Annotated in this window: 25 protein-coding genes and 1 tRNA gene; 23 read left to right on the plus strand and 3 right to left on the minus strand. The window is 66.8% G+C overall.

From position 1 onward, the window contains the following. Window positions 1-288: 288 nt before the first annotated feature. Together DW178_RS07255 and DW178_RS07260 are read right to left on the minus strand one after the other, a co-directional pair. Window positions 289-1800, minus strand: a complete 1512-nt coding sequence (locus DW178_RS07255; protein ID WP_118350344.1) for an ATP-binding protein — start codon at window positions 1798-1800, stop codon at window positions 289-291. 27 nt (window positions 1801-1827) lie between these two features. Beyond that, entirely contained in the window at window positions 1828-3369 is a 1542-nt protein-coding gene (locus DW178_RS07260; RefSeq protein WP_118350345.1) for a vWA domain-containing protein, read from the minus strand. A gap of 95 nt (window positions 3370-3464) precedes the next feature. Here DW178_RS07260 and DW178_RS07265 point away from each other — a divergent pair, with 95 nt between their 5' ends. Together DW178_RS07265 and recN are read left to right on the plus strand one after the other, a co-directional pair. After that, window positions 3465-5498, plus strand: a complete 2034-nt coding sequence (locus tag DW178_RS07265) for a hypothetical protein (RefSeq protein WP_199669265.1) — start codon at window positions 3465-3467, stop codon at window positions 5496-5498. A 174-nt stretch (window positions 5499-5672) separates the two neighbouring features. Further along, window positions 5673-7340 (plus strand): DNA repair protein RecN, encoded by a 1668-nt coding sequence (recN, locus tag DW178_RS07270; protein ID WP_118350346.1) that lies wholly within the window; start codon window positions 5673-5675, stop codon window positions 7338-7340. A gap of 420 nt (window positions 7341-7760) precedes the next feature. Here recN and DW178_RS07275 read toward each other — a convergent pair. Further along, window positions 7761-7835 (minus strand) — tRNA-Val (locus DW178_RS07275). 397 nt (window positions 7836-8232) lie between these two features. Between DW178_RS07275 and cpaB (DW178_RS07280) the strand changes: the two genes are divergently transcribed. The 21 genes from cpaB (DW178_RS07280) (at window position 8233) to DW178_RS07375 (ending at window position 24543) form a co-directional block, all read left to right on the plus strand. After that, complete coding sequence (gene cpaB / locus DW178_RS07280; protein WP_118350347.1) at window positions 8233-8886, plus strand: Flp pilus assembly protein CpaB; 654 nt, start codon at window positions 8233-8235, stop codon at window positions 8884-8886. A 32-nt stretch (window positions 8887-8918) separates the two neighbouring features. Beyond that, entirely contained in the window at window positions 8919-10448 is a 1530-nt protein-coding gene (locus tag DW178_RS07285; RefSeq protein WP_286168574.1) for a CpaE/TadZ family protein, read from the plus strand. Window positions 10449-10450: 2 nt separating this feature from the next. Further along, on the plus strand, window positions 10451-11770 hold the full coding sequence (locus tag DW178_RS07290; RefSeq protein WP_118350348.1) for a TadA family conjugal transfer-associated ATPase: 1320 nt from the start codon (window positions 10451-10453) through the stop codon (window positions 11768-11770). Beyond that, window positions 11740-12687: a type II secretion system F family protein gene (locus DW178_RS07295; protein ID WP_118350349.1), complete on the plus strand. Its 948-nt coding sequence runs from the start codon at window positions 11740-11742 to the stop codon at window positions 12685-12687. The genes DW178_RS07290 and DW178_RS07295 overlap by 31 nt, the downstream gene beginning before the upstream one ends. An 11-nt stretch (window positions 12688-12698) precedes the next feature. Continuing rightward, window positions 12699-13610: a type II secretion system F family protein gene (locus DW178_RS07300; RefSeq protein WP_286168575.1), complete on the plus strand. Its 912-nt coding sequence runs from the start codon at window positions 12699-12701 to the stop codon at window positions 13608-13610. Between the two features lie 2 nt (window positions 13611-13612). Further along, complete coding sequence (locus DW178_RS07305; protein WP_258795714.1) at window positions 13613-13828, plus strand: Flp family type IVb pilin; 216 nt, start codon at window positions 13613-13615, stop codon at window positions 13826-13828. After that, window positions 13797-14033, plus strand: coding sequence for a TadE/TadG family type IV pilus assembly protein (locus DW178_RS07310; RefSeq protein ID WP_042434871.1), 237 nt, complete (start codon window positions 13797-13799; stop codon window positions 14031-14033). The genes DW178_RS07305 and DW178_RS07310 overlap by 32 nt, the downstream gene beginning before the upstream one ends. Before the next feature lie 27 nt (window positions 14034-14060). Then, complete coding sequence (locus tag DW178_RS07315; protein ID WP_286168576.1) at window positions 14061-14570, plus strand: TadE/TadG family type IV pilus assembly protein; 510 nt, start codon at window positions 14061-14063, stop codon at window positions 14568-14570. Further along, on the plus strand, window positions 14567-16696 hold the full coding sequence (locus DW178_RS07320) for a molybdenum cofactor biosynthesis enzyme (protein ID WP_286168577.1): 2130 nt from the start codon (window positions 14567-14569) through the stop codon (window positions 16694-16696). Before DW178_RS07315 ends, DW178_RS07320 begins: the two co-directional genes overlap by 4 nt. After that, window positions 16687-17139, plus strand: a complete 453-nt coding sequence (locus DW178_RS07325; protein WP_286168578.1) for a hypothetical protein — start codon at window positions 16687-16689, stop codon at window positions 17137-17139. The genes DW178_RS07320 and DW178_RS07325 overlap by 10 nt, the downstream gene beginning before the upstream one ends. Then, complete coding sequence (locus DW178_RS11280) at window positions 17136-17696, plus strand: hypothetical protein (RefSeq protein WP_158574099.1); 561 nt, start codon at window positions 17136-17138, stop codon at window positions 17694-17696. Before DW178_RS07325 ends, DW178_RS11280 begins: the two co-directional genes overlap by 4 nt. Beyond that, entirely contained in the window at window positions 17696-18022 is a 327-nt protein-coding gene (locus tag DW178_RS07330) for a DUF192 domain-containing protein (protein ID WP_158574101.1), read from the plus strand. The genes DW178_RS11280 and DW178_RS07330 overlap by 1 nt, the downstream gene beginning before the upstream one ends. Further along, on the plus strand, window positions 18019-18621 hold the full coding sequence (locus DW178_RS07335; protein WP_118350352.1) for a hypothetical protein: 603 nt from the start codon (window positions 18019-18021) through the stop codon (window positions 18619-18621). The genes DW178_RS07330 and DW178_RS07335 overlap by 4 nt, the downstream gene beginning before the upstream one ends. Window positions 18622-18833: 212 nt before the next feature. Next, a complete protein-coding gene (locus tag DW178_RS07340) occupies window positions 18834-19508 on the plus strand; it encodes a prepilin peptidase (protein ID WP_158574103.1) in 675 nt (224 codons plus the stop codon). A gap of 95 nt (window positions 19509-19603) precedes the next feature. After that, a complete protein-coding gene (locus tag DW178_RS07345; RefSeq protein ID WP_042434856.1) occupies window positions 19604-19852 on the plus strand; it encodes a hypothetical protein in 249 nt (82 codons plus the stop codon). Between the two features lie 35 nt (window positions 19853-19887). After that, window positions 19888-20400, plus strand: coding sequence for a TadE family protein (locus DW178_RS07350; protein WP_286168591.1), 513 nt, complete (start codon window positions 19888-19890; stop codon window positions 20398-20400). A 16-nt stretch (window positions 20401-20416) separates the two neighbouring features. Continuing rightward, window positions 20417-20845 carry a hypothetical protein gene (locus DW178_RS07355; RefSeq protein WP_147363828.1) on the plus strand — a complete coding sequence of 143 codons (429 nt, stop codon included), beginning with the start codon at window positions 20417-20419 and terminating at the stop codon, window positions 20843-20845. Next, entirely contained in the window at window positions 20842-21429 is a 588-nt protein-coding gene (locus DW178_RS07360) for a hypothetical protein (RefSeq protein WP_118350356.1), read from the plus strand. Before DW178_RS07355 ends, DW178_RS07360 begins: the two co-directional genes overlap by 4 nt. Before the next feature lie 16 nt (window positions 21430-21445). Continuing rightward, window positions 21446-22303 (plus strand): Flp pilus assembly protein CpaB, encoded by an 858-nt coding sequence (gene cpaB / locus DW178_RS07365; RefSeq protein WP_158574105.1) that lies wholly within the window; start codon window positions 21446-21448, stop codon window positions 22301-22303. Beyond that, the gene (locus tag DW178_RS07370; RefSeq protein ID WP_286168581.1) at window positions 22293-23612 is read left to right on the plus strand and encodes a TadA family conjugal transfer-associated ATPase; all 1320 of its coding nucleotides are present in this window, start codon (window positions 22293-22295) and stop codon (window positions 23610-23612) included. The genes cpaB (DW178_RS07365) and DW178_RS07370 overlap by 11 nt, the downstream gene beginning before the upstream one ends. 7 nt (window positions 23613-23619) lie before the next feature. After that, window positions 23620-24543, plus strand: coding sequence for a type II secretion system F family protein (locus tag DW178_RS07375; RefSeq protein ID WP_118350358.1), 924 nt, complete (start codon window positions 23620-23622; stop codon window positions 24541-24543). Window positions 24544-24588 lie beyond the last annotated feature (45 nt).

Raw genomic sequence — 24588 nt, forward strand, 5'->3', positions numbered from 1 at the left:
CTGCAGCCCGTCGTTTTCGTTTGGCGATGCCCGTTTCTTTTTATGCGTATGCGCAAAAAAGAGCGGTTTGAGCCGTGTTGGCAATCGCACTTCATCGCGAACGGAGGCTTTCCGTTATGTCGCGGCTATCGCCCGGGTTGTTGATAGCTAGTGGGAAAACGCATCGAGCTAAGGCTTCGCCGACGTTGGCTCGATGAGCGCTCGGCGCCCGCTGGCTATCAGCATCCGATCGGGGGATACGGCGACAGGCTGCGATGTAACGTTTGCAGCCCGTCGCCATTGTTGGCGCTATTCCTCGTCGAGCGCGGTTTGCTTGATGCGGGCCGCCAGGTCGGCGCCGCGATCGCCGAACAGAAGCGCGCTGTTGTGCTTGAAGAAGCGCTCGCTTCCGTGTGCGTTGATGAACGCCATGCTGTAGCGGTTCGCGGAGAGGTCGGTGATGAGCAGCAGCATCTCCTGACCTTCGCCAAACGCCTGCTCGGCGAACGCCAATGCGCGGTCAAGGGCCTGCTCGCCCTGCTCAACGCGGCTCTCAAGCCCGCCGAGCATCTTCGAGAACGCTTCTTTGACCTGGTCGAACGTAAGCGACCCGCTTTGCGCTCCCAGGTGCTGCGCTTGCTGTAACATGTCGATGGTGCGCTCGTAGGAGCGATACTTCTGCTCGGACAGAAGCCCGCTTGCACGGTCGGTGCGCAGCAGGCGGCGCACTTCGGCCTCCTGCGTGCGCACCTCCTCGGTAGCATCGGTTGCGCCCGCTGCCTCAAGCTTGTCGCGCATGGCCGCCAGGCGCGGGTGCGCGAACTCCACGGCGCCCTCCTCGAGCATCGCCTCGCGCAGCACGCCCGCAAGCGCGTCGGAGAGCAGGCCCACTACCGACACGCGCTCGTCGAAGGGCGCGGCCTGGGCGCGCTCGACCACTTCGGGGCCGGCCGTGCCTGCAAGCACGCGGTCCACCTGGTAGTCGGCGCGATACTTCGTGAACAGGTCGTAGTACACGGCGAAACGCTTGGCGATCTGGGGCGCCTGCACGTATTGGCCGATGAGCACCTCATCGACGGGCAGGTCCTGCGCCTCGTAGAGCCTGATGGCGCTCGACAGGTCGTCCCAGCCGCGGGCCGTGACGAATTCCTTGCCGTCGGGCGTGGTCTCCAGGTGGTAGAAGTGGTCCTGTTCGACGTCAAGGTAGGTGATGACCGCCGGATGCACGCCGTGGCCGAGCGCATAATCGCGCCATGCCTGGAAGTCGGGTTCCACGTCAAGGCGCTTCAAGCGGTCCCACGTTGCCAGGTCGAAGTCGCGCGCCGTGCGGTTGTATTCGGGCGGGTTGCCCGCCGTCACCACGATCCAGCCCTCGGGGACCTTGTGGCGGCCGAACACCTTGTACTGCAGGAACTGCAGCATGGCCGGCGTGAGCGTTTCCGATACGCAGTTGATCTCGTCAAGGAACAGGATGCCCTCGCGATGCCCCGTCTGCTCGATGGCGTCGTAGACCGCGGCGATGATCTCGCTCATGGTGTATTCGGACACGTCGTAGGTTTTCCCGCCGTATTCCTTCTGGGCGATGAACGGCAGGCCCAACGCGCTTTGGCGCGTGTGATGGGTCATGGAGTAGGAAACGAAGCCCACCTCAAGCTCTTGGGCGATCTGCTCGACGATGGCGGTTTTGCCGATGCCGGGCGCGCCCAGCAGGAAGATGGGGCGCTGGCGCTGCGGCGGCAGGGCGTAACCGCCGAACTCGTCTTTAGCGAAATACGCCTGCATGGTGTACTTGATCTGCTGCTTCGCCTGTTGGATATCCATGGCTGCTCCTTGCTCGATGGGGTGGTGCTAGGCCAGGTCGCCGGCCTGCTCGGTAAACGTTTCGTCGAGGACGGCCTTCATGGCCCAGGGCGGCACCGGCGCGCTTGCGTCGGCGGTCTCGGCGTCGGGGAACACGAAGGCGGTATCGAAGGACGGCTTGTGGGCGGGGTAGGTGCCTTGGCCGTCGGTGAAGTAGAGAAGGCCGCCGAGGTTTTGGAACTCGCCTCGTTCAAGCGCATCTTCGACATAGGCGAACACGGGTCGGAAATCGGTGCCGCCCAGGCCTTGGACCTGCACGTTGTCCAGGAAATCGTCCAGCTCGTCCAAGCTGTGGATGCAGTCCACGGCCGTGACGGCGGCGTCGCATTGCACCAGATGCACGTTCATGCGGGTGAAAAAACCCGTCTCGTTGGACAGGATGGAATATGTGCGCTCAAGAAAACGCCTGACCAGCCCGTCTTTGGTGGACGCGGAAGTGTCGATGGCTATGACGAAATCGCGGATGCGCCGCTCCTCGACGTATTCCAAAGGCTCGATCAACGGCAGGTTGCCATAGCGCGAAAGGCCGTAACAATAATAGACGTAGTCGAACTCATCGTCGTTGACGCGTACATGCTCGCCCATGCGCGCGAACTTGCGCAAGAAAGCGGTGAAGTCCTGCTGGCGGCGCGTGACCGAGCGCAGATTCATGGAAAGGTTCGACCCTTCCACGCCCCAGAGCTTGATATAGGAGTCAAGCTGCACGCCCATTTCCAGCGCCGCGTTCTTCCACTGGTCACGCGAGCGGTCGAGGTTGACGGTGTCGGCGAAGCGGTTGGCTTGCACGCCGCGCGCCTGCTCGGGCGCCTCTTTCTCGGTGATGTCGTCGAGCGACAGGCCGCGGTGGGCCTTGTGGTTGGGTTTGGCCTTGCGCGCCTCGTCGGGCATGGGCATGTCCGTGCCGTTCTTGCCCGCCTCGCCGGCGGCGGGGGCGGGGGAATCGGCGGCGTTTTCCTGCTTCTCGCCCGTTTGGGCCTGACGGCGTGCCGCCTCCTTGGCCGCCATGCGGTGCCAGGGTTCGTGGTCGTCGGCGAAGAAGGGCGCGGCAAGCTGCGCGAGTTCCTGGTCGCTTAACCTCTTGTCGGCGAAGTAGCGGTATAGCGCCTCGGCCGTGAGCTGCGGACATTCTGCCTGAAGCTGCGCGAGCGCTGCCGTTTGACGCGCGGCGCGCGGGCTTGCCGTGGCGGGCAATGCCAGCTGGGTGATGACCGCTTCGACGGCTATGTCGCATGCGGCATCCCAGCGCGCGGCGTCCATGTTCGGGTTGGGGAAGGGGTGCAGAAACACGTCGTGCAGCATGATGTGCAGGTACGTGCGCGCAAGCTCCTCCGGGCTTGACGCGACGGTGCGCGCCACGTCGGCTGGGCTGTAGCGCAAGTACGTGCCATCGGTGGCGATGGTCTGCCCGGGTTGCGCCAGCAGTTTGAGATGAGCGAACGCGGCGTTCATGAAGCGCAGGCTGACCAGCAGCTTGTTGCGGGTGAGCTCAAGGGCTTGCTGGGCAAGCCGACCTGAGGCGTTATGTGCCATTGAGGGCCTCCCGTCGCTTGATTTCGTCGCTTCGCGCAGTGTAGCATGGGCGGCAAAGCGGGTAAACACAGGGCCTAGATACGGGAGGTGCTTCGATGGCAGCGGCTGAGGAGATGGTGTTCGCAACGCAGGGCGCGAAAGCGCAGGAGGTGGTGGCGCGAGCCCTTGCGGCGCCGGTGAGCCTTGCAGCCGATCAGGTGCGAGAGGTGAGCCCGGGGCGTTCGCAGGCGGGCGAGGTGTGGTCGCCGCAGCTGCTGCCGTATCAATCATGGGAAGGCGGCTCCGCGCGCGCCGGGCAGGTGGACGGCGATGCCGACGGCGATCTGCTGGCGGCGGGGTCGCTTGGCATGGGCGTGGACGACGACGCCCGCGCGCGCTTGCTTGCCATGGCGGCCCGGCAAGAGGGCGTGGGCGGCTCCGCGGCCGTGGACGTGCCCGACGAGCAGGACGCGCCGGCAGTGTCGGTTCAGCGCGAGGAGGCGGGCTATGCCCTGGTCGGCTTCGATCTGCGCGCGCTTGCGCAAGCTGCCGGAGTGCAATCGGGACTTGCCGTGGTGCTCCCTTCGTTCGTGGACGGCGTTCCCGTGGTGCGCATCGCGCCCGGTGCGTTCGCACGTCGCTTGGTGCGCGGCGTGGGCGTCGACGTGCTGGTGGTGCCCGACACGGTGCAGCGCATCGGCGCCGGCGCCTTCTCGGCCTTGCCCGGACGCCATATCCATCTGGGGGCGGGCGTGCGCGCCGGCGGTGCCCAGGCCTGCGACCTTTCCGGCGTCACGCCGCCGCTCGAGCGCCGCACCTATTCGGTGAGCGGGGAGAACGAGCATTATCAAGCACAGGACGGCAGCCTGCTTTCCGCTGATGGGAAGATGCTTTTGTTCTGCGCCCCGCCCTATGAGGAGCGCTATGCCCTTCCCGACGGCGTGGAGGTGGTCGGCGAGACGGCGTTCGCGCAGGGTTGCGAGCCGCCGCATGTGGTGTCGGCGCCGGCGTGTTTGCAGCATGTCAGGGCAAAGCAATGGGATGCCGCGCTGTGGATGTGCCCGGCCGGGTGCGACGGCGCGCGCCGCCTGCGCCGCCGAGGCGTGCGCGTGTGCGGCCCCGACGCCATCGAGGCGGGCGGCTGCTGGTTCGACTGCCGCGACGGCGCGGCACTGCTGGTGGCGGGCCCGCAGCCTCCGAAGTCCGCATCGAAGCGCTTCGCCAGCGTGGCGGCGCGTGCGCGCGCTGCTGCAGCCAGCGACGAGGGCGTTGCCGTGGATGCGAAGCAGGCGGCGGCGCGCGCCGAGGCCAACGATTGCGGCGGGCTCGTGTCGGGCGGCAGGTTGGGACCGGTCGGTCAGGGGCCGTCGGCGGCGGTGCTCACGCAGCCCCAGGTCGCCGAAACGCTTGCTTTGCCTGCCCAGGTGCGGGGCGCGGAGCTTGCGCGCATCGCCCCGAGCGCGTTGCCGTATGCGCCGAAGACCCTGATCATCCCCGCAACGGTTCGCGAAGTGGGAGACGGCAACGCGTGTCGTGGAACGAAGCGCCTGGTGCTTCCCGAGGGCCTTGAGCGCGTGGGCGCACACAGCTTTTGCTCGCGTACGCTCGAAGGGCCCGTGGCCCTGCCGAAGTCGCTTCGGTCGGTGGGCGAGGGCAGCTTCGAGTTCTCCGTGTGCCGGCTGGCGTGGTCGGGCGTGGCGGTGCATGTGCCCGCCGACCAGCTGCTGAGCTGCTTCACCCTTGACGCCGAGCCCGGGTGCGACCCGTTCGACCTGCCTCGCTACGACGAGGTGCTCAGGTCGGGAAAGAACGTGCCGGACCGTTTAGGGGCGCTGCTGCATCGCCTGGAGCGGCCCGTGGGGCTGGATGCGCAGATGCAGGCCGCCTTCGCCGACGAAGTGCGCGCCGCGGGTCGCGAGGCGCTTGTGCGCATCGCCCGAGAGGGCAGCCTGGAGATGGTGCGTCAGCTGGCCGATCTAGGGCTTATGGAAGATAAACGCTTCGACGCGCAGATCGAGCTGCTGCGCCAGGGCAACCGAATGGACTGCGTGGCATTCCTTATGGAGCGGCGGCATCGCAGCGGTGCGCAAGCCGACAAGGGCGGCGAGCAGGACGCGTCTGCAAGCTTGAGGAGCAAGTTCGCCCTTTAGGGGGGATGGGTGTGCAAGGTTTCGGGGACATGGGGAGGTTTCCTGCCGACTTATGTCGGATGCCCCGAAAAGCCTCCACGTGCGCGCTTGTTGCGCGGCAAGGCTGGTATACTGTGCCATATAGAACAGCCGTACGTGTTGCGGCCGCATGATCCGCACGCAGAAGGAACCGCCATGATCGACGAGATGCAAGTTAAGAACCTGGCGCTGATAAAGCAGGCCTCCCTTGTCCCCGCGCAGGGCCTGACCGTGCTCACGGGCGAGACGGGCGCCGGCAAAACGGCGTTGCTGTCGGCGCTCAAGCTGCTCATGGGCTCCCGCGCGGACAAGGATTCCGTGCGGGATGGCCAGGATGGCTTGGAGGTCAGCGGGCGTTTCTTCGGGCTTTCCCGCGCGTCCTCGGATGGCGGTGAGCCGCGTGAAGACGAAGATGAGCTGGTGGCCGTGCGCCGCGTGGGCGCCGATGGGCGCTCTCGCGTCACGCTTGACGGCCGCATGGCAAGCGTGCGGGAGCTGGCGGGCACGGTGTCGCCTTCCATCGATTTGTGCGGCCAGCACGATCAGCAGCAGCTTTTGAAGCCGGCGGCGCACGTGGGGATGCTCGACGCATGGGCCGGGCAGGACGTGGCCGAGGCGCTTTGCGCGTATCGGGGGGCGTTCGCCGAGGCGTCGCGGGCGGCGGCGGAGCTTGCCCGGGTTCGCGATGCCGGAGCCGCCTCGTCGGCGAAGCTCGATGAGGCGCGCTTCGTGCTGCAGCGCATCGATGCTGTGGACCCGCGCGAGGGCGAATACGAGGAGCTTTCGGCCAAGCTTGCCCGAGCCGAGCACGCTGAAACGCTTGCGACGTCGGCGTATCGCGCGCATCAGGCGCTCGGGGGCGACGAGGGCGCCATCGATTTGCTGGGCAGCGCCGCGGCGGCCTTGGACGAGGGATCCCGCTACGATTCTGAGCTCGGCAAGCTTGCGGAATCCCTGCGCGAGGCGGGGTATGTGCTGGAGGATGTTTCGCGCACGGCCCGGGACTATCGCGATGGGGTGGAATTCGACCCTGAGGAACTGGAGCGAGGGCAAGAGCGCATGGCGGCCTTGCAGGGGCTCATGCGCGCGTACGGGCCGCGTATGACCGATGTGCTCGCAGCGCGCGACGAGGCGGCCGACCTGGTGTCGTTGGTGGACGATGCCGAGGAGCGCGAACGTGTCGCGCAGCGGGCGGTCGATGCTGCCGAACGGGCATTGGCGGCGGCGGCGCGAACCCTCGATGATGCGCGCGGCGAAGCTGCGCCAAGGTTCTCCCAGGCGGTGTCGGCGCAGATGCAGCGACTGGAGATGGGCACGGCGCAGCTCGTGTGCGAGCAGCGTGCGCTGCCGCGTGCGTCGTGGACCCGCTCCGGTGCGTCGGAGGTGGAGTTCATGTTCCAGCCCGGCGCCGGCATGCAAGCCCGCCCGCTCGCCCGCATAGCCTCAGGCGGCGAGGTCAGCCGCGTCATGCTGGCCATAAAGGTGGTGCTCGGGCAGGCCGATAGCGTTGATACATTGGTGTTCGACGAGGTGGATGCCGGCGTAGGCGGCTCCGTGGCCGTGGCGTTGGCCGAGGTCCTGGCAGACCTTGCCCGCAGCCATCAGGTCATCGTGGTGACGCACTTGGCTCAAGTTGCCGTGCGTGGCGATGTGCACTATGCGGTCACCAAGATAGCCGGCGACGACGGGATGCCCCAGACCTGCCTGCGGCAGTTGTCCGCCGACGAGCGGCCCGCCGAGATCGCCCGTATGCTCTCCGGCGACGCCACGGAGGCATCGCTTGCCCATGCGCGCGAGATGCTCGGGGCCGTGAAGGGCGCGTAAGGGGAATAAAGCGCAGCGCGTCGGCCCTGCAGGTCTCGACGTATCCGTTCGGGGTTTTCCGGGTCGCCACATGGGAATCGCATAGCTTGAGGGCCGTCGGCTGAGCCGGCGGCCTTTTTGGTTTGCGTGAAGGGATCGGGCTTGTGGCGCGTAGGGCGGATTCTCGCCCGGGCACCGGTGCGTCCTGGGTCCGTAAAGCGGAAGGCGCGTCCGTTTCCCGGTGCTGCTCAGTCGGGCTTTTAGCGTGAAAGCGCGCTGGTTTTCGGGCGTCGGCGTAAGCCGGCGTCCATTTTTATGGGCGCGATGTATGGGCGGAAACCTTGCGTGGTCGATTGCCGCGAGTTTGTCGGGCACTTGCTTGCCCTGATTGCCCTGGAAAAAGAAAAGGTCAGACAAAAAATGTCTGACCTGCGATTTTAATGGTGGCCGGTACAGGATTTGAACCTGTGACCTTGTGCTTGTAAGGCACCTGCGCTCCCGCTGCGCCAACCGGCCGGTTGATGTTCCCGAATGGGTGACGCTTATTGTCGCATAAGAAACCCGCTTTCGCAAATACTGCACAACCCGTCGACGCCGCTGGGCTTGCTCGAGTTTGTCTTCCGCGTCGGCGGGTTTTTGCGTTTGGGGGCATCTCGTTAAGCCATATGGCCAGCGTCGCTGCGCGGGTTCGCGAATGTGCAGGAAGGCCGTCTGCTGCAAGGCCTCACGGTGCGGGTTCGGCCGTTATCGGGTTCGGTTTCTTCTGCAAGCGTTTGAGGGTGGGCAAGAGGATTCCGCATGGTCTTGGATCGGACGGGCATGCAAGGTTTTGACGACAAGAAGCGGCGTTGTCGGCAAGGGTTTCGCAAGATGGCGCTCCCATACTGGATGCTGCGAAGCGAAGGAGGTGCGCATGAGACGGAACAAGACCGCTGCGGCGGGTGCGATATGCGGCGTGCTGTGCGCGTTGTGCGTGCTCGGATATACCCAGTCGGTGCGCGGCGAGGCGGAGCGCGCCCGGGCCGACGCCTTGGCCCGTTACGGCGGCGATCAGGTTGAGGTTTGCGTGGCGAAGCGCGACATAGCCGCAGGTGAAACGGTAGATTCAGGGGCTATTGAGACGCGTTTGTGGGTTGCCGATCTCTTGCCGCCCGAGGCGGTGCGGCAAACATCGGAGGTTGTGGGGTCGAAGGCGTCTTCCACGGTGCTTTCCGGAGAGGTCCTTTCCGCAAGAAGGTTCGGCGCGGCATCGGCGGCCATAGACGTGCCCGACGGCAAGGTTGCGATCAGCGTGCCGGCCAAGGACGTGCAGGCGGTGGGCGGCGCGGTATCGACGGGCTCATCGGTGGACGTGTATGCCACGGGAAGCGCGGCCACCCAAGCGTTGGCGCGGGGCGTGGGCGTGCTGGCCACCAGCGGCGGAACGGACGATCGGCAGGCGTCGGGGTCGGCCTCGAAGGTGACGTGGGTGACGCTCGCCATCGACCCGAACCAGGTGGAGGAGCTTGTGTCGGCGGCTCAAAAAACCGAGCTGTACCTGACCTTGCCCGGCGCGGATGCGAGGTGAGAGCGGTTTTAAAGCAAGCGGAAGGAGAAGGGATGTCCATGCCGTTAGTGGCGCTGTGCGCCGATGAGGAATGCTTCCGGCATCCGGAGCTGTTGGGCCTTGAAGGGGAGAACCTGCTTGCGCAGCAGTGGCTCATGCCGTTCACGTCCGCCGAAGCGGCACGTATGGCGTTGCGCGATGCGACGAGCGTGCAGGAGGTGTGGGTGGTCTCCTGCGCGGACGTGGCGCCCATCAACCTTGCGGCGGCGTTGAAGCGTGATCGCGCCGATAGGCGCGTGTGCATGCTGACGGCGCAGGAATCGGGGTCGCTGCGGTCCAGGACCACCGCGGCGGGCGTGGATGCGTCGTTGACCAGGCAGGCCTTCGTCGAGCGGTACGCGCAGTGCAAGCAGGCGGCCATGCGGGCGGTCGAACTGCAGGCGGGGATCGGCCCTGGGGCCGGCTGCGCGCCTGCGGGGGAGGCGGTCGCGCCGCAGCAGGCGGCGTTCGGCGACGCGCCTTCGGCCGCTTCCCCGTATGGAACGGTCGCGATGCCTGCGGCCGGCTTTTCGGGGGTGCTTGGGGGCGCGGCGGCACCCGCGGCGGCGATGGCTTCGTCTGCGGGGGTCCAGCTGGGAGGATCGTATACGCCGGTGAGCGTCCAGACGGGCCTTGCCGCCCCGTCGGCGACGAAGGCTATCGCCGCAACCGCTTCCCCCTATGGGACTGCATCGGGGCTGGGGGCTTCCGGAAGCTCCTCGGCTTCGGCGGCGAACCTGCAGCACCCTACGGCGAAGGGCTTTTTGCTGCCGGTGGTGAGCGGCAGCGGGGGCGCGGGCAAAAGCGCGGTCGCGTTGCTTGCGGCGCATGCGGCCCAGGGGCTGGGCCTGCGTACGCTGCTGCTCGATTTCGATCTGCAGTTCGGCGACATGGCGCAGCTCATGGGCGTGAAAAAGCCCCTGCGCATTGACGAGGTGCTTGCCCGGCCCGAGCACCTGGCCCAGCTTTCCTGCGAGGGGAAGGCTCCTGCGCTGCTGGCCGCTCCGGAGCACGTGGATGCCGCCGAGGCGGTGGTGGCGCAGGCGTCGGCGCTTCTGGATGCCGTGCGAGAGCGCTTCGACGTGATCGTGGCGAACACGGGCGGCGCGTGGGCCGAGCAGCATGCGGTGCTGTTGGAGCGCAGCTCGAAGGCGCTGTTCTTGGTCGATCAGCGAGCCACCTCGGTGCATGCGGCGCAGCGCGCTCTCGACCTGTGCGCTCGTTGCGGCATAGCCGTCAATCCGTTCCTGTTCACGCTGAACGGCTGCGGCAAGGGGGCGCCATTGTCGTCGATGGACGTGTCGTGCGCGCTGAAAGGGGCTCACGTGCATGAGCTGCCCGATGGCGGCGCCGATGTGGAGGAACTTCTGGCGGCGGGGCTGGTGGGCGAACTGATCGATTCGCGCAACGACCTGTTCGAGGGCATCGAGGAGCTTATGGTCGAGATATTGCCTGGCGTATCGGCTGCGGTGGGGTCTTCGCGCGAGGGGTCGGGCATGCCCTTCCTTCGCGGAAAGCGCTCGCGCAAACGTAAGAAGGCCTGATCATGACGCTGGCCGAGCGTGCGCAGGCGTTGGGTGCGGGCGGCGGCGAGGGTCATGCGCCCACGGCGACGCTTGCGCGCCTGAAAGAGGATGTGCGCCTGTTCGTGTCGGTGGACGATATTGCGGCGTTGATGGCCTTCGAGCCGGCGCGGGCGCGAAGCGAGCTTTTAGGGGCGTGCCGCCAGGCGTTCGCGCTGCCCGTGTGGCAGGGGGCCGACGCCTTGCGCCGATCCAGGCTGTCCGAGCAGCTGATCGACGAGGTGTTCGGCTTCGGACCCTTGCAGCCGTTGCTGGCCGATCCGACTATCACCGAGATCATGGTGAACGGCCCCGGCGACGTGTTCTTCGAGCGGCAGGGGCGCCTTGTGCGCAGCGACCGGGCGTTTTCGAGCCAAGCTCAGCTTCGGGCGCTTATCGATCGCGTGCTCGGGCCGCTCGGCAGGCGCGTGGACGAGTCGTCGCCTATGGTGAACGCCCGCATGCCCGAAGGCCATCGCGTGCACGTGGTCATCCCGCCGCTCGCGCCCGACGGGCCCATCGTCACCATCCGTAAGTTCACCCAGCGCGTGATAACGCTGCAGGAGATGGAGCGTTTCGGCTCGATCGACGGGCATTTGCGGCGCTTTCTGGAATGGGCGGTGCTTGCGCGCAAGAACGTGGTGGTGGCGGGCGGTACGGGCAGCGGCAAGACCACGTTGCTCAATGCGCTGTCATGCTGTATTCCCGCAGGTGAGCGCATCGTGACCATTGAGGATACGGCCGAGCTGCGCTTTCTCGAGCATCCCCACGTGGTGCGCCTGGAGGCGCGCCCGCGCAACGCCGAGGGGGCGGGCGAGGTGACCATCCGCGAGCTGGTGATCAATGCGTTGCGCATGCGCCCTGACCGCATCGTGGTAGGCGAGTGCCGCGGCGCGGAGGCGGTGGACATGCTCACCGCCATGAACACCGGGCACGACGGGTCTCTCACCACGCTGCATGCCAACTCCCCGCGCGACGTGCTTTCCCGCGTGGTGACCATGGTCCGCTACGGCGTCGATCTGCCCGTGGACGTGATCGAGGCGAATGCGGCAAGCGCGTTCGATGTGGTGGTGCAGACGTCGCGGGCGCTCAGCGGCAGGCGGTGCGTGACCCATGTGTCGGAGCTTGTGTACGACCAAAGGGCGCGGGCCTGCAGCGTGAGGACGTTGTTCGAGCGGCGTTCTCCCGAAGAAGCGGGGTCGTGGCAGGCCCTGCCCGATTGGGTGGACGACCTGCCTGAAACCATCGGGCTTGATGGGGAGGAGGTATTGGAATGGAAGCATCTGGCGTGTTCGGGACGGTAGCAGCTATAGCCGCATTTGCCGGTGGTGCGCTTTGCGCGCAGGCCGTGCTGCGGCGCACCAGGCGTCGGAGAGCTGGCGAAGGCGGGATCGGGCGGCATCTTGCGCGCAACGGCGTGCGCTGCGCCGATGGAGCTGCGCGTCGCCTGCTTTCCGTGCCCAAGGTAGCCGCTCTTGCGGGCGATGCCCAGGCGGCGTTGCAGGGCCATGGGGTGGTTTGCACGCCGCGGAGCCTGTGCTCGCTTGCCGTTGCGGCGGCAGCGGCGCTGGCAGCTTGCGTGGGGCTGGTATCCGCCTCGCCGTTTGCCGGCGTCGCCGTGGCGGTTCTGGCTTGCGCCGTGGCGGTGGCGCGCGTCCACGGGTGGCGCGATCGCCAGGAGGAGGCGTTGCGCGAGGCGGTGCCCGATGCGCTTCATGCCATGGGTTCGTGCTTTCAGGCGGGCTTTTCGCTGCTGCAGACGTTTCAGCAGCTGGCGGGCGAGATAAAGGGGCCGCTGGGGAAGAGGTTCGCGGCTTGCGCCCATCTGCTCGAGACGGGCCATGGCTCGAGCGAGGCCTTAAGGGCGCTGCGCGCGGGCGGGAAAAGGTCGGAGCTTGCCTTCGTGGCGGTGGCGCTCGACGTGCAGCACCAAGCGGGCGGCAGCATGCGTCCGGTGCTCGAGGCGGCGCGCGAGACGGTCGAAGGGGAGCTGGCCCTGCGCCGTGCGTTGCGGGTGCAGACGGCTCAGGCGCGGCTGTCGGCGCGCGTGGTCACGGTGATGCCGTTCGCTTTGGTCGCCGTGTTCTCGCTGGTGAGCAAAGGGTTTTTGGACCCGTTCCTGCAAAGCCCGCTGGGGTTGGGCCTGTTGGGATTGGCGTGCGCGATGGAGGTTGCGGGCGTGCTCACGGTGCGCCGCATGTTGAACGTGGAGGTGTCGTGATGGTGTATGCGATGGCGCTGCCTGCGATCGCGGCCGTTCTAGGCGCGGCGTCGGGTGCGTGCATTGGCTGGACGGGCGCGCAATCGATTCGCCGAGCCCGCGCGGCAAGGGCCCGCGCGCCTGATGACGGGCGGGCGAAAGGCGGTGTGCAGGCGAGCGCATGTCTTTCGTATCTGGAGGGTTTGAGCAGACGATTGGCATTGCGGGCCACTCGCTCGGTGCTGCCTGTCGGCGCATTGCGCGGTGCGCATGCGCGCTTCGAGGAGCAGGTGGGCAAGGCCGGTCTTGGCGGGACGGTGTCGGCCCAGGCGTGTTGCGAGGGAGCGGTGCGCCTTGCTGCGGCGGGTGCGGCGGCGGGAGCGTTGTTGGGCTGCGCGGCATCGAACGAGCTTGCGGTAGTTGGTTGCGTGACGGGCGGTATCGCAGGCGCGACCGCGCCGGGACGTGCGGTGCGCGGGGCCCGGCGTCAGCGCGCTCAGGCGCTGGAGCGCAGCATGTCGGAGATGTTGGAAGTGGTGGCGCTCGGCGTGCGCAGCGGGCTCTCGTTCGATCGCAGCCTGCAGCTGTACACGGGGCATTTCGATGATGGGCTGGCGCGCGAGTGCGCCGTGGCGCAAAGGTCGTGGGAAGCGGGGCTTGCGACCCGTCAAGACGCTTTGCGCGCTTTGGCGCAAGGGTACGATAACCCGCTGTTCTCGCGCACGGTGTCGGCCATCATCCGCTCGCTGCGGTTCGGCACCTCGCTTGGCGAGGTTCTGGAGCAGGCGGCGGAACAGGCGCGTGCGGCGCGAAAGGCGCAGGTGGAGGAGCGGGTCGCCAAGGCGCCTGTGAAGATGATGATCCCCACGGGGACGCTGATCCTTCCCGCCATGCTGCTCTTGGTGCTCGGGCCCGTGTTGTTGGAGCTTATGGAAGGGATGTAGGCATGATTCGAGCGGTTATGGATGCATATCGGCGAGCGCTGGCGAAGGCCGCGTGCAAGGTGGCCCGCCTTCGGCACGGCGAGGACGGGCAGGGAACGACCGAATACGCGATCTTGGTCGGCGTGCTGGTGGTGATAGCCATCATTGCGATAACGGTTTTCCGGCCGAAGCTGCAGGAGCTGTGGGATGCGATCGCCGACGGCATCAACAGCCTGTAGGCGGATCGCGGCGCGCGATTGCGCGGGTCAGGCGACGGTCGAGTTCGCGCTGGTCGCCGTGGCGTTTCTGTCGGTCGTGCTTGGGATGGGCGCGCTTTGGCGCAGCGTTTCGGCGGGCACGTTCGTGGAGCATGCGCTGTCGTGCGCCTCCCATTGCGTGACGGGCTCGTTGCCTGGGGCGCTGGCGGACACGGTGCTGTACTAGCTTTCGGATTCGCAAGGAGGTGAGGGATTGGGCGTTTTGCACGCAGGCGAGCGCGGGCAGGCGACCGTGGAGGCTGCGTTCCTCATCCCGGTCCTGTTCACGGTGCTGTTGCTGTCCGTGCAGCCCGGCATGGTCCTGTACGACCGGATAGTCATGCAGGCGGCGGCAAGCGATGCGTGCAGGCTTGCCGCCGTCAAGACCGATGCCGTAGGTGATTCGTCGCAGGCCGTGGAGGCGTTTGTCCGCCATAGGCTGGGCGCCATCCCGCCCGTCCCCTGCTTTCACGTGCACGAGGGAGGTTGCAGCTGGAAGGTGTCCGTGCAAGGGGACGAGCGTTCCGAGAAGGTGAGCGTGGAGGTTGTCGGCAAGGTCAAGCCGCTGCCGTTTTTGGGCGCGGGCGCCGTGCTGCTCGGTATGACGGACGGCGATGGGCTGTTGACGGTGAAGGTCCGTTGCGAGCGGGCGACGCAGCCCGAGTGGGTTGCGGGCAGCCCGCAGGGGCTTGACCCTGAGGCTTGGATAGGAGCTTGGCTATGAGCGTGCCGCGCAGAATGGCGCAGGCGTTTTCCCTGCGGGACGAGGACGGGATGACCACGGTCGGCATGGTGGTGTCGCTTCTGCTGGCGTTGTCGATGATCTTCTCGTCGGCTCAGGTGTACCGAATCCAATCCGTGTCATCGCGTGTGCAGTCGGTGGCAGATGCCGGTGCGCTTGCGGCGGGCAACGTGGTCGCGGAGTTCATGGTGGCGGTGCGCGTGTGCGATTCCGTGGCCCTGTCCTTGTCGCTGACCAGCTTGACGTCCACAGGTTTGGGGATCGTCGCATGTTGCGTTCCCGGCGGGCAGGGCGTGGGCGCCAAGCTGCTCGAAGCCGGTGCGCGCGTGGCCGATGCCCGAGATTCGTTCTCGAAGACCGCTTCCGAGGGCTTGACGCGCGTTCAGAAGGCTCTCCCGTTTTTGGCGGCGGCCAGCGCGGCATCGGTTGCGCAGGGGAACGGCTCGAACGGGTCCGACTACACGGCGCTTGCCCTGCTGGTCCCCGATTCCGCCGAGGATATCCGGGTGCCGCAGGAAGACGCGCGCGCCAAGCAGGCTCGAGAAGATGCGATCGGCCAGGCTGAGGAGGTCAAGGAGCTGGCACGGCGGGCCGAGGAGGCGGCCTTGCGGGCCCAAGACGCCAAGCAGCGAGCGTTCGATCACGACTGCGGTGCCCGTCCCGGTTGGTGCATGGCCGAGCGCGCCGAAACCCTGGCGCATATGACGGGCGCGCAAAATCCGGTGTTCTCAAGCGCGGACGCCTGGTCGTTTTCCGTGGCGCTTCGCAGGGCACAGGCGTATTACCCGGCGCGCTTGGCGGTCGAACGCCCCGATGACGGCAGCGTTCAGGCCCAGGCCCAATCGGCGCTGCGCAAGCGCTTTTACACCTATGCCGCGAAGGAGGTGGCGCGTGGATACGTTCGGGAGGGCGATTCGTTCGAGGCCTTGTTCCCTCATCTTCCCGCCAACACCGCGCAGATGCGGGAGACCGAGCTGTTCGCGCAGGCGGTGTACCCGGTCAGCGTGACGGGCGCCTCCCCGACCTTGCACGCGTGGGACGGTTGCCCGAAGGCGGCGGGGTCCACGTCGCGGGCCTCCCTTCGCGATATGGAAGCGGGCGCATGGGAGACGTGCTCGGAATGCGGCTTCACGGCGGCAAGCCTGGGCAAGGTGGCGGCAGCCTCCACGTCGATAGGAAACGGCTTCGAGCATCACTACGAGCAGGTGGCGCTTGCCGCCGAGGAGTACCAAAAGGCCCTTGAGGAGGGCGCCCCGGCGAAGCGGGAGGCGAAAAGCCGCGTGACCAAGCTGCTCGACCAGCTGCGCGATGCGTGTTCGAGCGTGGGGGCGTTCCGCATCGATGCGGACCCGCCCGGGGGCAAGGGGGTGGTTTGCCTTGCGGTGAATACGGGCCCCGATGCCCCCGACAAGGGGTTCGAATCCGCGTTCGTGCAGGCCAGCGGCCAGCTGGGGTGCCGTGTGGCGATATCGGCGGCGACGCTGGTGGCCGATCCGTCCGGCGAAGGGCGAAGCGTCATCGCCTCTTTGGCCGACGGCCTGGCATCGGATTCGGCGCTTGCGGGCGTGTTGGGCGCTGCAGCGGGCGTTTGGTCGGGGGCGTTGAGCGCCTATGCCGATGGGCAGTCGGCGTTGGATGCGGCTGTGCGCGAGGGTGTGGGGGGCTTGCCCCTGGTAAGCGCCTCCGGATTAGGGGATTGGGCCGCCGATGCGCTTTCGGATGCGTTTCGTACTGTAGGGCTTCAGCCGGCGAACCTGGATGCGCTGCGCCCGGCGACGGTGAACACGGCGCATGTCGCGCAGGCCGGCGATAGCGCGTTTTGCGCTCGCTTGCTCGAGGTGAAGCGGCAGGCGGTCGAGCATCCGCTCATGTCCAACGACGTGTTCTCGTCGGTGGTGGGCGCTGTTCGCAGGGACGTGCTGCAGCGCTTCGACGCCTGGGGCGATTCGATGGAAGTGGCGACCATCAGCATAGGCGGCGCCCAGGTGCCCGTAACGGTGGCGCTGCCCCCGGCGGTGAAAGGGTTCGCCTCGGATGCCATCGGGGCTGCGGCCGACAAGCTTCTGTCCGTGTATGCGAGCGTGACGGGATCGAGGCAATGGGATTGATGGTCGATCGGATATGCGCCGTCGGCAGGTCGTCGGGGCAGATGACGGTGGAGTTCGTGGCGGCGCTGCCCGTGCTTTTGGCGGTGGCGGCCATCTCGGTCAACGCCCTGGCGTTTTTCGGCTGGTGCGCGGCGTTCGATGACGATTTCCGCGATTTGGTCCGGGTCTATGCCGCTTCGCCGGCGTACGGGCAGGGCGTGGGCGATACCTGCGCGTTCATCGAGCGGGCGCTCGATGAACGGTTGGACGCGGAAAACGTCTCGGTAAGCGTTTCGGCGCATGGCGTCTCAGCGGGGCATACATCGTTTTCGGCCACGCTCGAGTACATGCCCACGTTGTTCGGTCTGGGGTTGAAGTCGGAGGTGATGGGAGTGGCGCTGCCGAAGCTGTCGCATACCGAGGAGCTGGTGGTGGATTGCTATAAGCCCGGGGTGCTGTTGTGAGCGGCGGCCGTGGGTATGCGGCGTGCGGCGGCGATTGGGCGCCAAGACGGTCGGCGCGCGCGGGGCGCGGCGGTTGTGCGCGGGCGCGGCCTGTCCGTGCGGTGCTCATCGTTGCCGCGGGGATCGTGCTTCTTGCCGGTGCCGGCGGCGCGCAAGCCCAGGCGGCATGGCGGACGGCGTCAGAGTCGGCTTCCTTTGCAGGCTTCGATGCGGTCATGGGGAGGGTCGATGACGGCTTTTCCTGCTTGCCCTCGGATGTCCCCGAGACGTTCAGGGATGAGCTGTTTTCGGTGGCGGGCAAGCGCGGGCTGCGCTGCGATGTCGGGTCGCACCTGGTGGGATTCGAGCATGCGGGCAGCGCTCCCGATGCGCTGCGGGAGGTGCAGGATGCGCTTGAGCGCGGCGGATGGAGGGCGACGGCAGCAGGCCAGGGCTTATGCGCGACGTTCTCGAAAGACTGCGGCGCTTGTCGTTGGGCGTTTGTGCAGTGTGTGCAGATGCCGCAGGGGACGAGCGTGGTCGTGCAGTGGTCCGAATGCGAAAAGGAGGTGCGTTAGTGAAGGGAAGGGATGCGCCGATGAGGTTAGCGGTCGGCTTCGGGGCGCGCGTGCGCGGCTTGCTGGGGGCGAAGCGCTCGAAGGGCGTCGTCTTGCTGGCGCCGTGCAACGACGTTCACACCTTCGGCATGGCTGAACTGATCGACATCGCATTCCTGGACGAGCAAGGGCAGGTGCTGGAGTCGTATCGGGCCGTCGGGCCGCGCAGGCGTATCAGATGCCGTAAAGCGGTGGCCGTTTTAGAGCGATTCTCCGTTAACGACCCGTCCTGGTTTTCAGCGGGGGAGCATGTGGAGATGACGAGAAAGGATGGTGCAGGGAAATGAGGGTATGCCCGGTTTGCCACGCAAGGGCGTTCGACGATGCCGAGGTCTGCTACGGCTGCATGCATCGGTTCAGCGGCAAAGAGCCGGCGGCTGCTCCGATGCCAGGCAACGCGCATAAGGGAGAGGCCGTCGGGTCGCTGTCCAAGGAGACGCAGATGCGCGCTCAGGCGCCGAGTTCTGGTGCGAACGCGGCTTCTTGGGCCGATGCGAGGCAGGCGGCTTCGGCGAAGGGGCGCTCAGCGGAGCAGCTGCAGCAGCCGCTGCCCGATGATGGCGTTTCCGGAATCGAGCAGCGCCTGGATGGAGAGCCTTGCGGGAGCGCTCCCGTCGTCGCCAGGAACGTGAACGTTTCCGCCGGCGGTGCGGACATTGTGGTGCGCATCGAGCTGGTAGGGGCCGCGGAGGCGCATGCGGCTGCGGAGGATGATGCGGCTCAGACCACCGCTTGCCAGCTGTTACGTCGAGGTAGGCCGATGCGGGGATCGGTCGGCGCCCGCCCGGCCGATGTGCAGCGAGGAGCATCGGCCGGGCAAGGGGCTGAGCAGGCAAGATCGACCCATCCGCGTCATGCTGCCGAATTGCAGGCGGTCAGCGCATGACGGGGTATGCGCTGACCGTGTTGACCTTATGCGCGGCAGTCGGGGCGGTAGCGGGGGCGTTCGCGATCCCTCGAATCGCCGACATGCTGCTGAGCAGGGCATATTGGCGCTCTTATACCTGGTGGTATCGCTGTTTGGATGATTTTGCGCATTATCGCGACGCCTGTCCTGGCCGGCTTCCCCGTCAAAACGAGAAGGGGACGGCAGGCGCCGTGGGCATCTGGCTTGCGGATTGCCGCTCCCAGGCTTTGAAGGGGGCGCTCACGCACGAGCGCGCCGAAGCGCTTCGGGAGGCAGGCATCGATGTTGGAAAGGGCGCCTCAACGCGAAGCGAGGTCCAGCAGCAACGGCGCTGTTCGTTCTCCCCGCGGCCGTGGCAGCGAGCGGTGCTCGCCGCCGCCATGGCGTTGTGGTTCGCGGCCCAGCCGCTGTTCGGCGTCCCGTGGCACCAAGGTGCTTTGCTTTGCGTATGCGGCGTGGCCATGGCGTCGGGGGTGGTGTGCGACCTGCGGGCAAGGATGATCCCGCTTGAGTGCTGTGCGGCGTTGCTGGTCGCAGGAGGCGCTTATCAACTTCTTCGCCATGGGTCCATCGGCATCGCGGAAGGCGCCGTTGCCGCGGCAGCGGTTCTGGCGGTGTGCTGGACGGCGAACCGCATTGCGCGAAAAAGCGGTGGATCGGTGGGCTTCGGCGATATCCGTTGTATGACGGCGCTTGCTTTCGCGTGCGGTCCCGCGACGCTTCTGGGCGCGGCGGCTTGCTATGTGTCGGCGTGCACGTTCTCGATTGTCGGGATGCTGATGCATCGGCTTGGACGTCGCGACGGCATTCCCATGGCGCCGTTTTTGTCCATATGGCTGGCGGTGGGGACGACGGTGCTCGGATGAGGGCGGGATCTGGAAAGGAGGTGGTGCCTTTGGGCTGGTTCGGCGTCGGTTCGATTCGATGACAAGGAAAAGGCAGCGAATGGGAAGGTTTGGATATGGGTATGGACATGAACGGCGTTGCCCTGAGGGGCTTTGCGGACAAGGCTCGCGCTCTGGCGTATCGCGGCGAAGAAGACGGCGGATCGGAGATTGTGCAGGTGGTCATCGCGCTTGGCTTCGCTGTGGGCTTGGGGGCGGCGCTCATGATCTTGCAGACGCAGGTCAACACGGCGATCACGTCCGCCGGCAACTCGGTCACGAACATGTTCAAGAGCGTGACGAGCGGCGCGGTGGGAAGCAGGTAGCTTCGCTTGCGCGCCTGGCCGGCAGCCGGGCGCGAATCGATGGGGCGAGCGCCGTCACGTTTGTGATGGCGCTGCCCTTGCTGATGGGCCTGCTGTGCGCCATTGCGGATATCGGAAGGGCGGCGTATCTGGGGATGGAAGCGGATGTCGCGGCCCAGGCCGCCTGCCGCTATGCGGCTCAACGCGTCGCGCAAGGAGATAAGGGCCCGGACGAGGCGTCGGCTCTTTCGGCGGCGCTCGAGCAGTCTCCCGGGCTTGCGGGCGAGGGCGTTTCCTGCTCGATCGAGGTCGACTGCTCGCCCGTGCGGACGAAGGAGGTCGAACGCAAGACGTTCGATCCGCAGGCAGATCGCTTCGAAAGACGGCCGGTCGTGTTCGCTTACCGGCAGGTGGACGTGAGGGTGCGTGTGAACGCTCGATGCTTGACGCCTGTCGGCAAGGCGGTGCTCTCCGCGGCGGGCGCGGTCGACGGGCTGCAGCTGTCGTCGGCGGCGAGCAGGACGGTTTCGGTGGATGCGGATACGGAGGTGGGGCATGGTCCTCGATGAACGGGGGAGCGAAAGCGTGCAGTTCTCTTTCGCTGCGGTGCTGCTCATCGTCGTGGCGTTCGGCATCATGCAGATGGCCATGATGAACGCGGCCGCCATCATGCTGTCCTCCGAGCTTACCCAGGCGTGCATGCGCATCGACGTGTCAGGCCTGAGGACGGCATCGGATAAGGAGTCGTTCGTCGCCGAGCAGATCCTTGATGAGTCCGCGCAGCTGCGCCGTAGCGATTTGACGGTGTCGGGGGTGCGGGTGGAATCGAACGCGCGCGAGGATGCGTTTTCCGCAAGCGGCATCTCAAGCCGCACGGCCCTCACGTCCGTTTCCTACGACGTGTCCTATAAGGCGCCGATCTCGCTGTCCGGGCTTCGCGATGGCGGAAGGCTGTCGCGTCACGTCGCGTGCGCGGTGGTCGACGAGCGGGTGACGGAGGTGAGCCTCGCATGAGCCGATATCGAGGGGAGAGGGGGAACGTGGCGCCGCTTGCCGTGGCGTTGTGCCTGGTGTTGGTGATGACGCTCGGCTTTTTGGCGGATTGCGCCGTGCTCTACGGCGCAAAGGCCCGTCAGGAGCAGGCCTTGGATGCCGCCAGGTCGGCGTGCATGGATGCCGGTCAAGCAGCCTCCGCGAAATACGGCGACGATGCAGGCGCCGTTCTTGCTGACCTGATCGTGGATCAGGTCAGGGCGCAAGGGGTGGAAGGGGCAGTGAGCGTGTGGTTCTACGAGGCGCCCGCTCGGGCAGTCGCCGAAAGCGAGCGGATGTGGGTGGTGGGCATGCAGGTGGAGGAGGCGAAAGCCCTTCCGTTTGCCGTAAGCTCCGCCCCCGATGCGAAGGTTTCTTCGAGCCGGGTGTTCAGCGCGCGTCCGTACGCGGCGCAGCAAGTTTGGCGGCCTGATGCCCGCATATGCGGCGTGTACCGTTTCGGCGATGGCTGCGGTGCAGGTCAGGGTCGGTTCTCGGCGATAAGCGCGCTTGAGGGGTTCCCTCGGGAGATAGCCGAGGAGGCTCAGGCTCGTTTAGGTGGATAGCGAAAGGGGGATGATCATGTCGGTCGGAAGGAATACGGGGCGCGTCTCGCGGCAGACGCTGTCGGGGCGGTTGCGCTCCGGCGGGCGTTCGGGGGCGGCGTCTGGAAGGACGGCCGGGCGGCAGGACGAGGGCGAGCAGCGTCCGATCGACGATGCCGTCCGCTCGATGGATTCCGCAGCCGCGCGTTTCAAACAGATGTCGGCGGTGACCGCGGCGGCGGTGGCCGTTGCGGTCGTGGCGGTGGGGTACGGGTTATGGCAGGCTGGGGTGTCCCATGCGGCGGTCGATCAAGCGACGAAGGGCGCTCGCAGCGTGGTCGTCACCACGCGCGATGTCGCCGCCGGCGATCCGTTCGGCGCGGATGCGGTGCAGCTTGTGGAGATCCCCCAGGCCTTCCGCCAAGATGATGCGCTCGGCGCCGACGCCCTTGACGGCGCGGGCGGTGTGGCAGGCGCCCGGGCGTTGGTGTCCATTCCGGCGAACACGCAGCTATCGCCTCAGATGATCGCCGGCAGCGCGGCGGATGGCAGGTTGGCCGCGCAGCTTGCCGCGGGCATGGAGGCGGTGTCCCTGTCGGTCAACGACGAGACGGGCGTGGCCGGGCAGGTCCAGCCGTTCGACGAGGTTCGCGTGGTGTGCGTCACCGATGCCGCCGGCGGCGCGGTCAGCTTGGACGAGCTTTGCGCTTCGGCGCGGGTGATGTCGGTGGGCGGCGATGGCGCTGGCGAGGGCGCGGCGTATAGCGCCATCACGTTGGAGTTGACGCCGGAGCAGGCGGACGCCGTCCGCCGCGCGCAAGCGTCGGGCACTATCAGCGTCCAGCTCGTTGCGGGCGGCATGTTGTCGGGAGGTATGGTCGAGCATGATGGATAGAGGGACCGAGCTTGCCCTGAAGCGAGCGGTTCGCGAAGGCCTTGCGACGAGGTTGCAGGGTGATTTCGATCCCGTGGAGGTGGAATCGGCCATCCAGTCGCTTGTGCAAGAGGCCGTGCGGGCGTGGAATCTGGGCCTTGCAGAGCTCGACGTCGCTCGCTTATGCCGTTCGGTCGGAGACGATTTCCTTCGCTACGGCCCTTTGCAAGGGCTGTTGGAGGACCCTGGGATCACCGAGATCATCGTCAACGGCGGTGGCGTGGCGATGGATGCCGGAGTTGCAAGGTTTTTGGAGCCGCATGTGTTCGTGGAGCGCGCAGGGCGATTGGAGCCGTGCCCGTACGTTCGGTTCGACGATGCTGACCATCTCCGTCGCATCATCGACAAGATCGCCGAGCAGGCGGGCATGCGCTGCGACGAGGCGCATGCTATGGGCTGCGCCATGCTGCCGGGCGGCAAGGCGCGAGCAACCTACATCGTGCCTCCGCTTGCCCCGGATGGTCCCGCGCTCAACCTTCGCCTGTTCGGCGATGACGTCATGAGCATCGAGGATTTGACGGCGCGAGGCGCCCTCAGCCCCGTGATGGCGGAGTTTTTGGGTTCGGCGGTGCGCGCCCGGTGCCCCGTGATCATATCCGGAGGCACCGGCTCGGGAAAGACGACCATGCTCGGCGCGCTTTCCGGGTTCATCCCCGACGACGAGCGCGTCTTGACCATCGAGGATACGCCTGAGCTGCGGTTGCGTGCCGCGCACGTCGAGCGGATGCAGACGCGCGAGGCGAACACCGAGGGCGAAGGGGCCGTTGGCATGCGCGAGCTGGTGGCGCTCTCGCTGCGCCGGCGCCCCGATCGCATCATCGTGGGCGAATGCCGCGGTGCGGAGGCTTACGAGATGCTGCAGGCGATGCAGACCGACCACCCCGGCTCGATGACCACCGTGCATGCCAACGACCCGGGGAATGCGCTGAGCCGTCTGCGCACCATGGTGGGTTACGCCAACGCCGATTTGGGTCGCGACGTCATCGTGCAGCAGATCGCGGAGTCGCTTGCGGGGGGTTTGATCGTCCATGTGGAGCGCATGCGCGACGGAGGGCGGCGCGTTACCAGCATCGTGGCGGTCGACCAGATGCCCGAGGGCGCGACGGTCATCCCTCGCGCCGAGCTGTTCCGGTTCGAGCCGCGCGGCATGGACGCGTTCGGCCGCATCACGGGAGCTTGGCGCGCATGCGGCGTCCAGCCGCAGCGCATCAAGCTGCGCATGCTCGCGGCAGGGGTGAGGTTCGATCCATCATGGTTTTTCGGGTCGTAGGAAGGCGATGGCTATGAAGGGATTCTTCTCCGGGGCGCTTGCCTTCGGCGTGCTTTTGGCGGCAGCGGCGGTGGCGTGCACCGCCCTGTCTTTGAGGTTGCGGCAAAGGGCCGAGGAAAGCGATGCCCGAGCGTCGGACCGGGCGTTGTACGAACTGGGCAAACGCGATGCCGAGTCGGCGAAGGCGGATGTCGAAGGACCGCTTGGCAGGATGCTGCGCGATGCGGGCATCGAGGCGTCTCCGGTTTCATGGACGCTGTGCTTGGGCACCGTGGGCGCGTTCGCGGCATTTTTCGGCATGCGGGCAAGTGGCCTGCTCGGTGCGATGCTGGGCGTAGGGTTGGTTTGCATCGCTGCGGCGTTGTACGTGCTGCGCGCACGGGCGAAACGGCGCGAGCTGCTTTCCCGGCAGTTTGTGCGGCTCGTTCCTCAGTTGTCGGCCAGCGTGAAGAGCTCGCTGACCCTTGAGCGCGCGCTGCGGATCTCGGCCGACCATGCGCCGGAGCCGCTGCGCTCGGAGCTGATGGCGGTGCTCGCGCGCGTTTCCTATGGCATGCCGTTGGTGCAGGCCCTTGCCCGCATGGCGCAAAGCACGGGCGACGCCGATGTCGCGGCGTTGGCGTCGGCCATGCGCATCCAGCAGCGTTTCGGCGGGTCGATGGGTGCGGTCTTCGATCTAATCGCGGAGCACGCCCAGGGCCGCGCCCTTATGCAGCAGGAGCTGCGCAGCGAACTTGCGGGAACGCGCATGGCCACGGTGGTGGTGGCGTGCGCCATGCCTGCGATCTTCGCGTTCATGTTCGCCACAAACCCGGCTTTTTCCCTGTTCTATCGGGAAAACCCGCTGGGGTGGGCCGTGCTTGCGGGCGCTGCGCTCATGGAGGTGGCGGGTATTGCGGCGTGCCGTCGGATTACAAGGTTCTCGTATTAGGCGCGCTCGCGCCGGTTAGGGGGTGATGCATGCGAAGCTTGACGT

Source organism: Eggerthella sp. AM16-19 (genome assembly GCF_003474385.1).
GTDB lineage: Bacteria > Actinomycetota > Coriobacteriia > Coriobacteriales > Eggerthellaceae > Senegalimassilia.